Annotated in this window: 11 protein-coding genes; 7 read left to right on the top strand and 4 right to left on the bottom strand. The window is 30.2% G+C overall.

Going from position 1 to position 14,289, the window contains the following annotated elements:
* Positions 1 to 68: 68 nt before the first annotated feature.
* Positions 69 to 632 carry a DUF6705 family protein gene (locus EG359_RS11245; protein WP_076354725.1) on the bottom strand — a complete coding sequence of 188 codons (564 nt, stop codon included), beginning with the start codon at positions 630 to 632 and terminating at the stop codon, positions 69 to 71.
* A gap of 12 nt (positions 633 to 644) precedes the next feature.
* Entirely contained in the window at positions 645 to 1,928 is a 1,284-nt protein-coding gene (locus EG359_RS11240; RefSeq protein ID WP_123867366.1) for a hypothetical protein, read from the bottom strand.
* Between the two features lie 145 nt (positions 1,929 to 2,073).
* Between EG359_RS11240 and EG359_RS11235 the strand changes: the two genes are divergently transcribed.
* From EG359_RS11235 to EG359_RS11210, 6 genes are all read left to right on the top strand, one after another.
* Positions 2,074 to 2,262: a hypothetical protein gene (locus EG359_RS11235; RefSeq protein WP_076354723.1), complete on the top strand. Its 189-nt coding sequence runs from the start codon at positions 2,074 to 2,076 to the stop codon at positions 2,260 to 2,262.
* A gap of 1,163 nt (positions 2,263 to 3,425) precedes the next feature.
* Positions 3,426 to 4,937, top strand: a complete 1,512-nt coding sequence (locus EG359_RS11230; RefSeq protein ID WP_076354719.1) for a hypothetical protein — start codon at positions 3,426 to 3,428, stop codon at positions 4,935 to 4,937.
* Positions 4,938 to 6,497: 1,560 nt separating this feature from the next.
* On the top strand, positions 6,498 to 6,878 hold the full coding sequence (locus EG359_RS11225; RefSeq protein WP_076354715.1) for a hypothetical protein: 381 nt from the start codon (positions 6,498 to 6,500) through the stop codon (positions 6,876 to 6,878).
* A 764-nt stretch (positions 6,879 to 7,642) separates the two neighbouring features.
* Entirely contained in the window at positions 7,643 to 7,987 is a 345-nt protein-coding gene (locus EG359_RS11220) for a hypothetical protein (RefSeq protein ID WP_076354713.1), read from the top strand.
* Positions 7,980 to 8,267, top strand: coding sequence for a hypothetical protein (locus EG359_RS11215; protein ID WP_076354711.1), 288 nt, complete (start codon positions 7,980 to 7,982; stop codon positions 8,265 to 8,267). The genes EG359_RS11220 and EG359_RS11215 overlap by 8 nt, the downstream gene beginning before the upstream one ends.
* A gap of 242 nt (positions 8,268 to 8,509) precedes the next feature.
* On the top strand, positions 8,510 to 9,748 hold the full coding sequence (locus EG359_RS11210; RefSeq protein ID WP_123867364.1) for a hypothetical protein: 1,239 nt from the start codon (positions 8,510 to 8,512) through the stop codon (positions 9,746 to 9,748).
* A gap of 1,280 nt (positions 9,749 to 11,028) precedes the next feature.
* Here the strand turns inward: EG359_RS11210 and EG359_RS11205 are convergent.
* Together EG359_RS11205 and EG359_RS11200 are read right to left on the bottom strand one after the other, a co-directional pair.
* Complete coding sequence (locus EG359_RS11205; protein ID WP_076354705.1) at positions 11,029 to 11,340, bottom strand: DUF6922 domain-containing protein; 312 nt, start codon at positions 11,338 to 11,340, stop codon at positions 11,029 to 11,031.
* A 40-nt stretch (positions 11,341 to 11,380) separates the two neighbouring features.
* The gene (locus EG359_RS11200) at positions 11,381 to 12,064 is read right to left on the bottom strand and encodes a nucleotidyl transferase AbiEii/AbiGii toxin family protein (RefSeq protein ID WP_076354703.1); all 684 of its coding nucleotides are present in this window, start codon (positions 12,062 to 12,064) and stop codon (positions 11,381 to 11,383) included.
* Between the two features lie 797 nt (positions 12,065 to 12,861).
* Here EG359_RS11200 and EG359_RS11195 point away from each other — a divergent pair.
* Positions 12,862 to 14,028: a hypothetical protein gene (locus EG359_RS11195; RefSeq protein WP_076354701.1), complete on the top strand. Its 1,167-nt coding sequence runs from the start codon at positions 12,862 to 12,864 to the stop codon at positions 14,026 to 14,028.
* The last annotated feature ends 261 nt before the right edge of the window (positions 14,029 to 14,289 follow it).

Genomic DNA, 14,289 nt, shown 5'->3' with positions numbered 1-14,289 from the left:
TAATCAATCAGGCTGTCTTGAAAAAGACAGCCTGATTAGTTTAATCTCGGAAAAATACCATAGCTTATTTATTGCTTTGTGAAGATTAGGTCCTTTGTTTCAGGTAGATAAATATTAATATCAGTTCCTGGAGGGCACTTGCTATCATCAAGAATGATATCATTAGGTCTATATTCCCATGAGATTTGGGTAGGATTTATTTTCTTTAAAAAGATTTTGCCCCAGCCAACACTACAATTAGTTCCACCATAATAAAATAACATTAAATTTCCGTTATCTTCTGCCCATTGACTAAAAATAGTATGCCTTAACTGATTTGATTGTATAGTCATATTTTGAGTATTTTGCAGAATATTTCCCGCTGAATTCTTAACAATATATTTAATGGATAAAACATCTTTATAGTATTTGTTTCCACCAAAAGGTTTATGGATTTCTTTTGTTATATACAACGTAATTGTATTATTGTTATAATTTGCTTTCCATGTACCTACAAAAGAATCTAATTCATTTTTAGTGTCTTTTAAGTATGAGTAATTTGGTACTTCTGTGTGATCAGTTTTTAATGGATATTCTTGTGCATTACAAGCTATCGTATAAAAAAATGTAAATATTAATAGTAATTTATTCATGATTTTTTTTATTTAAGGACAAGGGTTTGCCGTTATTTTTCCGTTGTTATCTTTAGTTACTGTTTTTACAGTACCATCATTTTCTATTCTTTGTAGGGTTACTTTTCCATCAAGTTTCATATCTGATAATGTTTTAAAAAATAATTTTTCTAGTCCTTCAGGAGTCTTAGAAGATTGATACAAATAGTTTCGTGTTTCAAAATCGCTAGTAAAGGTATCTAAGTCCTGTTGAGAAAAAGTCACTAATGCATCATTATAACTTCCATTGAATGTAGCTACATAATACATGCCATTTGGTGCGACCATCCCTATAAATGCGTTACTTGCCTTTGTAGGGGCTCCATTTCCTTGGGCTAATGCAAATTGTAAAAGCTGGTCTATATCTGGAGGAGATAGCATGGGTATACCCGTTGGTGTATGATTGTGATACCCTCCCTGATAGCCCCCTTTATCACCAAAATTTACGCTATGTGCTTGTCCATGTATTACTTTTGATGGAGTTCCATCTCCCTTTATTTTATAACCATCTTCTCCACCTTTTGAAGACTTTGCTTTTAAAGAATCTATGGCTGGCTTTGATTTGGAATTATTAACAATGTTTTTCGTTTGCTCACAAGGGTTCGTATTAGTAGGTTGATTAGGGGTGCTAGCTCCTCCACCTCCACCTCCATAATCGCCAGGACCACCACCCATATCATGTCCTCCGCTACCAATACCTCCACCTCCACTCCATACGTCATACATCGTCAGTTTTATCGGTCTTGTTACGGTGATGATAATTTCGTCAATTTCAGTGGTGTCACTTTTATTCAATGACCTTGAGTTGTAATATTGTTGAAATTTATTAATAAGATAAAAAACATCAGAATGAGTGTTTTGATGAACGTCAAAATAGAGATAGTCTCTTTCTGCGTTGATTACTCCTGCTATTACAGCCGTTACTTTTCCATCCTTGAGCATAGGGAAAAATAAGAGTTTTCTATTATCCCCCTCATCTCCTCCGATATCCTGGGAAGAAACCTTGAGGTCTACAATTCCATACTTGTTTTCCAGTTCTGTTTTCTTTTCGGGATACTTCTCAAAGTAGGCTAACATGGAGTTTCCAAAGGGTAGTGCATAGTTGGTGGAGGAAGCATTCTTTGAAAGTTTTTTTTCCTGTTCAAAGCGTTCAAAAAAGGCGATTTTTTCCTTTTGTGCTTGTTCGGAGCCTGTCATCATCTCATCTGTCCTACAAGAATTGAGAGAGACGGATAATGTAAATAGCAATAAAAGTCCATAGACTAAATTTTTCTTCATATTAATGTGTTTTTATTGATTGTAAATATATTATAATTCTTCAACAATTCTAAAATAAGTGATATATTTTGCATTTACTGTTTTCCGTATTTTTTATACTGATCTCAATTTAGTTTTGTTGAAATTTTAATATATAAAACTAGATATGAGAAAAATTGTATTACTTATTATATTAGCATTGGCAGCATATTCTTGCGGTGGAAGTAATAATTCAGAATCTTGTACATACAATGGGCACGTACTTTATGTTGGTGAAAAAGGCGGATGCTATTATTTTTCTTCTGGGGGGAGTAAAGAATATGTAGATAAAAATTACTGTAAAGAATGTAATTAAAAAATGATTTACACGAAACTCTATATTAAATTATGAGTAAAGTTTCTCTTCAATCAATGAAAGATTAAAAAAAACAAAAACCATCCTTAAAAAGGATGGTTTGTAGTCTATAACGAACAAATATCGAACCGAATGGTCAATGATTTGATGATGTTTCAAAGTTTAAGTTGTGAGTTTTAATAGAAAATGATAACGCTACTTTCTTGATTATCGATATTATACAATTTTTAAATACGATTGCTTTTTTAGCTCAATATAAAAGCGAGTTAATAAGACTAGAAACAGATGGTGGATTGCGGTCTGTTAGAGTAAGGGATAAATTGAGATTCGGATCAAAAAACCTAGGTGGAAAGAATTTTCAAACTATTATTAGTGCGTTCTATTTATAAATATCCTACTAAATGTCCAGAAGATATTTACAATACTTATTAGGATTAACGAAGTAGCATTTATTCATATGCTAAAATTCTGGATAATAATAAAGACGAAGAAATTCTTACAATTTAATTTTAAGAACTTAAATCGCCAATTGCATTAGCTTTATCAAATAATTGATCGAGTATTATTATTTCGATATCATAAATAGATCGCCTAAATAATTTAGAGATGATTATTTTTTTATAATGAAACAATAATAATTTGATGATTTTGTTAATTTATACGATTATTTAATTTTGTGTTATAAATTTTTATATTGTCGATTTTTTAAATCATATTTATTATTTTATATTTATTTAATTGTATTTTTTGAATTATTTGTTATTTTTGGATGATTTTTTTTTTGTTGACTTTGTCTAAATTTTAATAATATTTCTAATATATTTAGTGGGGTTGTTAGGTCCTGTTTATAATAAATAATAACTATGAAAGTACTAATAAAAACTGTAATTTTTTCTTTTGTATGGTTCATTAAAATTTTTCAGCTGTTGTAGTAAAATTTATACACTTTGCCAGCAGTCTTTTAGAAAAAAGGTGTTTTACCTTCAATGAATTGAGATTGAAGCTCTTCTAATTGCACAGCTAAGTGGAATGATCCTTCCTAAGTTATCAACAAACTGTCGTGAATTTTAATTAATTCTATGCAAAAGATAACTTTATTTTTTCTCTCCTCTTTTAAAATTATATAACAGAATAGTATTAGGTATAATTAAAAATGTTTTTCAATGGCTATACCCTCACAAAATAGTAATGTTCAGGAAAATAATGTAGGTAAATTATTCCTGGCAGTAAACAGGATATTCTTACTCTTTTTTTTATTTTTATCTTGTGTATACTATACTCAGAAATGGTCTCCTGAAAAAATAGATCGTTTACAAAACAAAATAGGAACCCAATACCTACAAGGCGGCAGGATTCATGATGGGATTGAACAAACTAAAAAAACAATACGATTATCAGAGGAAATAAATTATACCAAAGGTCGGGCAAGAGGATATATTCATATGGCAGATTTTTTCCATTCTTTGGGGAAATACAATGAAGAACAAGTATACCTGCAAAAGGCGGAAGCTCTTTATTATACATTTGATGACGATCCTGCATTGTTAACAGCATTTTTTGCCGCATATGCAAAAAATTATCAAGAATTAGGATTGATAGGAAAATCTAATGAAAGCTTTGATAAAGCACTAAAGGAAGCTTTAAAAATAAAAGATGAACCGCGAAAAAGGAATCGTTTGCATTATATTTATGGAAGTAAGGCTATAAACTTCGGACTGATTGGATATAATGATTCCATGCACTATTATGTACACAAAGCTTACCAAATTTTACCCAGAGTGGTGGAAGCAACTAATCTTACGAGTTATTTTCTTGAAAATAAGAAAAATCTGGACTCTGCAAAATTTTATCTTCATGAGGCTGAAGTTTTACTTAAAAACTCTAAGGAAACATTCGACTATTTGGTCTTTAATTATATGTCTGGCCAGTATTATGAAAATATAAAAAACTATAATAAGGCTTTGGAGTTCTACGAAAAATCTCTCACTTTATCAATTAAGATGAATAGGTCTAAAAATATGATGAAGAATTATAAAGAAATAGCTGAAATTTATAATCTTCAGAACAATGTTTATAAAGCTAATGAATATCTGCAAAAATATACAAAAATTCGGGATAGCTTTGAAAAAGGTAATTTGATCGCTTTGCAAACCTCTGGAAGAAAAATCATTGACGATGAAAAGAAACAGATCCACGAGTCAAATAAGAAATGGTATTACATTATTGCAGGATTATTTTTAGGGATAACAATTCTAATAGTTTTACTGTATACTACCTATTACAAGAAAGTACAGGAAAAAGATCTATTATTGAAAGAAAATACAACAACTATTTTGCAAAAAGATTTACGGGTGAAAGTATTAGAGCAAAAAGTAAATGAAACTTTTAATGAAATAATACAATTAGCAAAAGAAAGCCCTCCTGAGTTCTGGGGACGTTTTCAAGAGGTTTATCCCGATTTTCGCAGTAAAATTCTCAGTATTAATCCTACTTTAAAAGTTTCCGAACTTGTATTAGCTGCCTATATTTACTTAGGATTCAATACAAAAGATATTGCTAATTATACCTTTAAGGCCGTCCAGACTATAAAAAATAATAAATACAACTTAAGGAAAAGGTTAGATATCCCTGCACAGGAAGATATAGTAGTTTGGATAAGAAATCAGACAGGGTAAAGAATTTAGGATGGATTTAAAATATTTCTGAAAATAGAATATAGCTCCAGGGTTAAAAAGTATGTTCTGAGTGATATGTTTTCCACAATAATTTTGGTAAGGTGCTTTGTTGGTACCTTATTTTTTTATTTAATCGATGGCTTGTTTTGCTTTGTTTCTTCAAAGTTTTGAAACTGAAACTCTAAATTTCCTCCCCACGTAAAAAAACATTAATGAAAAATAATTGATACTTTGATCTTAAAAAATTCATGATTGAACATGTATATAAAGCCTTAGAAATATTATACAAAGATTGTATTCGTGATCTTTATAATATATCATAATTATCATTGTTTTTAAGAATACTAATTAAATCTTTCTATTGGGATGAGTTCGAAACAAAACAAAAAAATTATAAAAAAAAATAAGATTTATTATATAGCTATTCGAGGTGTTACTGCAGCGGGTTCATTAATGTATTATTTTTTATTTTCTTCAAATGACAGGAACACGGAAAAAGCAGATCTATTGATTGATAAAAACAAGCACAATATATTTGATGAAATTATTCAACTGACAAAGAATAACAGTGCCCGATTTTGGACGCATTTTCAGAAACAGTATACTGACTTTCGGAAAAAAAATGGAAATTAATGCTAACCTTAAAATTTCTAAACTTATCTTCTGGACATATATCTTTTTAGATTTTACAACTAAGAATATAGCTATGTACACTTTTATAGCACAGAACATATCAAAAACAATAAAAGTAATTTAAGAAAAAGGCTTAATATTCCTTTTCAATATGATAAACCTTATGGTTAAAAAAACTTGAAGAATAGTTTTTTTATTGATTATCAGTATTTTGAAATATTGAGTACTTTGTTGGTACCTAAGTTTTTTGGTTACATAGAGTAATTTTAGGTGATTTGTAATAAGTAACACTGTAATTATCCAGGTTTACTACTAATATAAATTAAGATAAAAAATTATAATTATATTCTCGCTTTTGCCATTCCAATTATAGCAGAATATATCTAATGGTAAAACACAATTCTAAAAACATGTACAATGCAAAAAAAAATTTATTTATGGAGCTGCATTAGTTCCAGTGTTTTCTTTAGCTCAAGTAGGTAAGGACAATTTCTCCTAATGCGAGCCTTCATATAGAGCCGACAAATAGTTCGGCCCCAACGGGGAATGGAGATGCTTTTTTATTATTTAGATGGCATAGGCTGTTTTCCTTTTTTAGCAATTATGGCCGGCTTTATGATGATGGTATTTGTGCAGTACCGGATTTGATTATTCTGCTTCCGAAAATACACCTATAAGTGTTAATTGCATGGGGCATCTCAATGCTGGGTATAAAGTCTATTTAAAAATGAACTGGGGGGCACTAAAATAAGCTTAGCATAGATGCTTATATTACAACCCCTGGCTCTTTGTCGGAAAGTCGAAACTTTTCTTTACAGCAATTATCTACGCAATAATTATTTTGAAAATTGCTGTAAAAAGCAATTTCCAGCTTTTAAAAATTAATATACAAACACACAGAATTTATTAATTAGCTTTAATACTAAGATGAACATAGATTTAAAAAATATTAATATTGGATCACTGATCAAACAAAAGGTTTTGGAAACTGGAATTGAAACAGAACGTATTTGCAGGTTTTTCAAATGCACTATTAAGCGAATAGATCAAATGTTTTTACAGAAACAAACAGATATTGCTGCTTTATTAAAATGGTGCAAATTACTTGAATATGATTTTTTCAGAGTCTATTTTCAACATCTATTATTATATTCTCCACCGGCAAGACATAATTACGGTACTGTTATAAAAGAAAAAGAATCTCAGCTTCCGAAGTTTAGAAAAAGCATTTACACTAAAGAAGTAATCGATTTCATTTTTGAATCCATTGAAAACAAAAAAATAGAGGAACAGATCATAAGTGAATAAATATAAGATTCATAAAACAACTTTATATAATTGGATAAAAAAATATGCTAAAGGAAAAAAAGGTAGAAACTCACATTAATAAGTTAAAACTAAATATAAAATAATATTATTAAACACAATATGCAAAAATCAACTCCAGATTATAATCAGATCTGTAATGACATAATCAACAAAAAATGCCATCTAGAAAGTAGGAATGTAAATTTTTAATAAAGAAAGCTTATCTATATTAGATGTAATTGAGTTTAACAGTCGAATTTTTGGTTTATCAGATCAGATAAGGGAAGCGTTTAATCAAAGTCATCGATCTTACGATAAATCTTCCATACTAATGATTTTAGAATATCAAAAAAATTACTAATTCACAGCTTGCAAAATAATTTAATTTAAGCAGGAATACTATGGCTAAATATAAGAGGTTGATTATGAGTATGATGAAGGATGTAGATGAATGTTACGAGGTTAGAAAAATTGCAGTTAATTGATACACTCTTATCTGATTCGTAATATGAAAATTATAAACAATATTCTTGAAAGAACCTCTAGTAATTTAGTATTTGATCGAGAAAGAAATTTAATCTTTAATTACTATATGTAATTAAAAAAATAGTTTACTCTTTAAAATGTATAATTCTGATTCTAAAAACACATAAAATTTATTTAAACACATGAAAAATCTTTTTTTATTCTGTATAATATTGCTTTCTGTTTTTTAAAAATCACAAGTTGGTATCAATACTTCAATACCTAATGCTACATTAGATGTGGAAGGACAAGACACAAACTCAACCATAATAGATGGTTTTAAATCTCCCAGATTAACAGGAGATCAATTAAAAGCAAAAGATAACGTTTATTCAGCTAATCAAACAGGTTCTATTGTTTATGTTACCGCAGCAACAAATTCACCTTCGGTAAAAACTATCAATGTAACAGATATAGGATATTACTATTTTGATGGAGCTGTATGGAAATCTCTTGCTACCCCAACTTCCTGTGGTACTGTAGTAGGATATAGTGCACTAGTATATGGTAATACTGTTGCATGGACTGCTGACAATAGTAATAATACATTTGATATAAGTCAAGGAAACGGTAGTCTTGAATAATAATACCACATTTACTGTTCCTGCTAATCAAGGGGGAGGATATATAATTTCATATACAGCAGGGCTTTTAATAAATGGTAATGTTCCCACTACTTATTCTTTCATGGCTTATTCTGCTAAGAACGGAACTCAGATAGGTAATCGTTCCACAAACGCAGTGCCTAAAGGGGCTGGAACAAATTATGCAAATGAAACAGTTTCCAATACTTGGAGTGTAATAGTAGATTTAGTATCTGGGGATCAGATTCAAATGAAAAAAATAAAAGGTAAGTCGTCCTGAAATAGGTTGACATAAAATTAAAGGAATATTAAACTTAGAAAAACTTTTTTTCTGCATTTAGAGATATCTAGAATGGTCGAATAATTTCATAAAACTCATTATTTATAATAATAAGAAATATAATCCCAATAAACATTATTGATTTTAATTTTATATCATTTACATTACTAACAAAAACTAAAATGAAAAAAACATTTTTACCTATTACTGTTTTATTTTTAAACAGCATAGTATATGCGCAAGTGGGAATGAATACTTCCAATCCAAAGTCAACGATGGATATTGTAGCCAAAAATTCTAGTGGATCATCAACCCTGGCAGATGGATTATTAATACCCCGAGTTGATAGAGAAAGAGCCATAAATATGGTATCTGTTCAACCCTCCACCCTTATCTACGTCAACAGTATTACCACTGGTAGTGCTACAGGACAGGCATCCAATATTGATGCAGTGGGTTTCTATTATTTTGATGGATCCACAAACAAGTGGACAAAGCTCAGTACAGATACTAATATTTACAATACTGATGGCGTTTTAACAAGCAACAGAGTCATGGGGTTAGGTAATAACTCTTTGATATTCAGAAATGGTGTTGAAGCCAGTTTGTATTTTGAAAGATCCGGTACTGGTAATTTACAGAGTGGTCAGAATGTAGCGAATCTTTATACAAGTGGTTATGTTGGAAATACAAATAAAATTTTGTCAGGAATCAGAACATATTATCAGGGTGATGGAACTAATAGTAACAGTTCCATGAAATTAACTGTTAACGGAAATATTAACAATAATGTAGTATTAGCCGCTAATAATAATGTTGGAATAGGTACAGAGACGCCTTCCGAAAAATTAGATGTGGAAGGAAATGCACGAATCAGGACTCTAGTAGATATTGAAGGAACGAACCAAATACCAAGATTTACTAGGAGAGTAATGTCTGATGCGAACGGGGTCCTGGGATACGAACCTAATATATCCAAATCAACATATGGATTGGATAATATATATGAGAATGCGATGAGTAATCAGATATCTACCACTATAACTAACGGAAATGTTCCTTTAAATTTATCAAATACTATCGTTGTTCCTGCCAACACGGAGGCTTTAATTGTAATTGATTACAATATCCCAATTTTAAAGAAGGGTGGATATGTGGCATATATGGGAATTACTTTGAAAAAATCTACTAACGGCGGAGCTGATGTAGAACTGGAACAAGGTTCCAGAAAATATACTACACCAAGCTATTCTGATAATTCTGCGCCAGCTCAAGGATTTCCTATAGTTGGTAAAGCTGTAGATCATATCACGAATAATACCAGCTCTCCTATCACCATTGTTTATAAGCCTTTAGGTTATGTTGAAGATAATATAACTACTGTCTATTTTGGAATGTGGACTAATTCCGGGACGGGAGCAAATTTTAATTGGGGTAGAGGTTCAATGACTGTTACAAGTTATCTCAAGTCATTACAGTAATTTTTAGCCTTAATGATTACTAACCCTAAATGATTACTAACCCTAAATAATCGTTACAAATTAATAAGATACAATTCAAATATTTATGATATAATTGTCGGGATATTCCGACAATTATATCTGTTTTTTAGGTTCTTATTTTTGCACTATTTAGTTGCTGAAAAGACTTTTTAAAGATATTTTCCATTTCTTCGGAAAAATATTTATATAGGGGAAGTTATTGATTTTATTTTAGATCTTATCATTGAATTAGTGCTACTGTGGGGATTCAAAAATAAAAGGGATGGTAGTGTAGAAAAATAGAATCTTGTAATGAATTGAAAAATAGGCATTAACGAGGTTGTTGAAAAAATGAAGTATTAATAATCGACTAGAAAAACTATTTAAAATTATGGTGTAAAGTTTAAAACCTTTATCCATGAAAAACAGCAAAAGCAAGCCAAAGCTCACAAAGATTAGCTTAAAATCTATTTAGAAGCGGGTCTGTAACAAAAACGGCTTTACGCTATGGAATTGCAAGATCAAAGAAGAAGGGGAACAAGGACTGTCAGATAAGTTGAGACATCCTAAAACCCTTACCAATACTAAGGTTACAAAAGAAACTGAATCTATTAACCTTGATTTAAGAGAGAAAAAAGATGGGGAGCTACAAGTATCTCAATTCATCTACTTCGAAAAGTAATCATACTTTATGTAATGACTGTTTGGCTGAGACTATTTAAACACAAAATTAATTTTGTAGTCAAAAGGGGTAAAAAATCTGATTACAAAAGATACAGCTAAGAAGCTCCAAGGGATAGAGTTCTGCTGGATGTTACCAAAATCAGGAATAAAGCCTACTCTATTTACAGCTATTGATGACTGTACAAGAATAAAAGTTATTAGAATCTACTTTAATAAAAATGCAGAAAGTATTATACAATTTTTAAATGCAATCTTGGATACATTCTATTTTCCTATAAACCATATTCAAACTGATTTGGGAATAAAATTTTTTAATTATCCACCTTCTAACAAATTTTAAAATCCGCTCTGTGAGGCTTTTCTATAATTATAATTAACTACCATGTTTCCATTTCAATCTCCAATACGATTATTTAAAATGCAAGAAGACCGCTAAAAAACGGATTAATAACATTTTTTATCAAAAGGAAAAACAAGCTAATTTTTACCAAGCATTGCCTCACCCAATGTAGCACGTTTCAATTTTTAATACGAGAAATTGTTTTTCTCAAAATATAATTTGTTTTGAGTTATAGCTGAAATAAATAGTTTCTAAGCTATATCCAATGATATGGTTTATCCTTACGGTTAATATAGCAGTGCATATCCTCTTTCTTAAGTTCCGGAAAAAAATCCATTGCTCGGTCAATGGCGTAATTAGGTAAAAAATGAATTTCTTTCAGGATTGTCTCAACAATTTTTTCTCGACCGTAGTATTTTATAATTTCATCGATCTCATTTTGCCCACCCCTCTCAAGAATTCGAGAAATAATAGGGATATATGCTTTCTCCCAATCAAGTTTCCTAAAGTTGGTATCCCAAAAGAATTTTGGATGTATTTTTGGCAAGACTTTTCTCTTTAATCCCATACCTTAAATATAGTGATTTTATCTCGTTATGACAACAAAATTATCTTCTAACTCCCTTTCCTTTGTTTTTTAGAACAACTTTTTTTTCAGCTGAATTTCCAAATTTCAGATTAGGATTTAGTACAGCTTTCTTAAGTCTTTCCTGCATTCTTTTCCATTTGTGCTCTTTTCCGTGAACCATTGAAACATCATATTCTTTTCTTATTCCATCAAAGTAGATCAATGAACGTGCGGATAAATATGGATTTCCGTTGTATTTTATCTGGTAGCTATTTAAATATGACTGCAAGGGTTTTTCTTCGAGAAGAAAATACATGTCTACAAAATCCTTTAACCTTTCTCCACTTTGAAATATTGCATGAAGTTTCATAGCACCAATGTCGTCATTAGAAATCATTCTTATATTTTCTGAGATTTTATCCATTGCTATGACAGGATATTTATGAGCTAAAAGATCAACTTTTATATCATTAATATAAGTCATTATGGTATTCTCAAAAACAATTTCGTTAGTCGCTTCGTATTCTTTTTGTAAGTGGTGTATTAAGGCGCTTGAGTCAAAATCCCTTGTAGTAAACAAATCAATATCTACAGATAATCTATGCCCTAATTTTAAGGCTAAAGCGGTACCGCCTACCAAAATAAAATCTTTTAGCATTTTATCTTTCATCAGTCGCTGTAGAAGTTCCCACATGTCCTTAGTGACAGTTTCTTTATATAGCATATTTCATTTTTTAGAAAATTAAATCTGCAAATGAGGTATGCCTTTACAATGGCGTTGTAAGAAACTATTTGGCTTTGATAATTAATGGAAATCTAAATTATCAGCCTTTCATTGATGGGGATATTAATGATTGAGTTTTAAAAAAAATCTGTTGTTTGCTACATAAATATATACCTATTTTTAGAAATTCACCTTTTAGTTGCAAACCTTAAAATCGGTTCGTATTTTTTTAACCCTTAATCAAAACTAAGGGAGCTTTGTAAAAAGTAATTTACGTGAAATTTTGTTTTAAATAATGGATCTATTGTCTATTAAAAATGTGTGCGATTTTACAACTATGCGGAAAAGTTAGGAGCTCATTCGCAACTTTGAAAGTCCTTACGTCCTAACAAAGTTGCTGCTTCGCTCTGTGAGACTTTTTATTTAGGAAGATTAGTGATTTTGAATAAGCAATCACTATTTATTTAGAATATTTATTTTTTAGAAAAGCATTTATTGCTAAACTAACTTTATTTTATTACCGTGAGATTTGATTTGCTGTATTTTTTATGCATGACATGCAAGGTTTTTATGTTCTGCAAGTTGAAATTGTATCTGAATTATTCTCAATAAGAAAGTAAAAAGCATCCTTTTTTGAGTCTTTTATTCAATGCTCTGTTTTCAAGTTAATTTTTTTACAAATTATATAAATCTGTATCTAACCGATGCTAATTATTTTATTAAGCCAATGAGTGAAAATCGAAGCCCAATAAGTTTTATTATCTAAAGATAGTGATAATGTGAACTAATTTATTGCTGTGAAAACATCTATCAATTTTAAGGCAGTCAAAACAGGTTCTGAAGCGCACAATTTCAGAAAAAAAAACTTCGATTATATTAAAACGGATCTTACCGGAAAAAATGAGTATTGGGTAGGAGATAAAGTTTCAGATAGATTTAGGTCAATAGAAGCGTATTGCAAGGAAAAGTCTGGAAGAAAATTACAAAAAAATGCATTGCCAATTCGTGAAGCTGTAGTTGTAATTAAAGAAAATACAACGATGCAGGATTTGCATAAGCTTTCTAAAAGGCTTGAAGAAGAACTGAAAATAAGAATTTTTCAAATTGCAATTCATAAGGATGAAGGACATTACGATAAAGACTCTAAAGAGTGGAGACCTAATTATCATGCTCATTTGGTAGCCGACTGGCAGGATTTAGAAACTGGAAAAACATTGAAGCATCAATCCTTTCACTATTCCAAAATGCAGGATATTACCGCAGAATGTCTCGAAATGGATAGAGGAATTTCGGGCTCTAGAGGGCGGCTTGAAGCCATAGAATTTAAAATTCAAAAAAAAGAAGAAGAGCTTTTGTTGCTAAACAATAGAATAACTGAAATGAAGGCACAGCTTGATTCTAAAAAGTTTGAAGATCTTATTGTAAAGGAAAATGACTTCTTAGGCTTTAGAAAGATCAAAACAGATAAAACGATTGAAAATTACGAGAGAGTTTTTAAATCATATAATGCAGAACTACTTAAAAATAAAGAAATTCTTCAATCCAAAACTAAAATAATTACTGAACTTCAACAAAAGAATATAGACTTAAACAAAGAAGTTTCACTATTAAAAAACAAGCTTTCTTGTATTCTGTCTAACATTACAACATATAGCAAGGAAAAGGAGATTTATTTCAATTCAGTAAAGGATACGATTATAAAAGTCATACAGTTTGAAAAATTTAAACAGCCAAAATTATTCGATACAACCAAAGAAAAAATTATAGCAATACTTGACAGTATTTGTAAACAAGTTTCTGAAAAAAATAATATTCCTTTTTCGTCACTGGAGGAGATTTTTAAAAATCCTGACAGTAGCTTAGAAATCTTTTCATTGCTGAGCATTGATAATCGTGGGATACATTATAATACCGAAGATGTTCCGGTTCAACAAAAAAGGAAAAAGATAAAAAGGTCCCAGTAGAACTGGTAAAAATTCATAAAAGAAAACAAAGGTATTATTTAAGATTTTTAAAAGACAAGTTCCCGTCCAAAGGATATGCTAAAAAATCTCCACCTTGCAGGTCGTATTTTTCATCATAAACTTGCTTTTTAAAATCTTCCTTAATGAATTTGGGCTTTCTTTTTTTCCTTTTTCTTTTGAAAAATATAATTGGTCGTCGCGGAATTAGGGGTAGTAGCTTCAAATTCTATGGAGAAGGCACATCTAAGGACTATTTTCCTT

The sequence above is a fragment of the Chryseobacterium joostei genome (assembly GCF_003815775.1).
GTDB classification, from domain to species: domain Bacteria; phylum Bacteroidota; class Bacteroidia; order Flavobacteriales; family Weeksellaceae; genus Chryseobacterium; species Chryseobacterium joostei.
The sequence above is the reverse complement of the archived record's forward strand: the minus strand, read 5'-3'. Positions and strand labels throughout refer to the sequence as shown.

Bases quoted from the DNA above. Each gene is read 5' to 3' on its own strand.
- EG359_RS11205 (WP_076354705.1), bottom strand. From the start codon at position 11,340: ATGGGATTAAAGAGAAAAGTCTTGCCAAAAATACATCCAAAATTCTTT.
- EG359_RS11225 (WP_076354715.1), top strand. From the start codon at position 6,498: ATGAACATAGATTTAAAAAATATTAATATTGGATCACTGATCAAACAA.
- EG359_RS11245 (WP_076354725.1), bottom strand. From the start codon at position 632: ATGAATAAATTACTATTAATATTTACATTTTTTTATACGATAGCTTGT.
- EG359_RS11200 (WP_076354703.1), bottom strand. From the start codon at position 12,064: ATGCTATATAAAGAAACTGTCACTAAGGACATGTGGGAACTTCTACAG.
- EG359_RS11235 (WP_076354723.1), top strand. From the start codon at position 2,074: ATGAGAAAAATTGTATTACTTATTATATTAGCATTGGCAGCATATTCT.
- EG359_RS11230 (WP_076354719.1), top strand. From the start codon at position 3,426: ATGGCTATACCCTCACAAAATAGTAATGTTCAGGAAAATAATGTAGGT.
- EG359_RS11240 (WP_123867366.1), bottom strand. From the start codon at position 1,928: ATGAAGAAAAATTTAGTCTATGGACTTTTATTGCTATTTACATTATCC.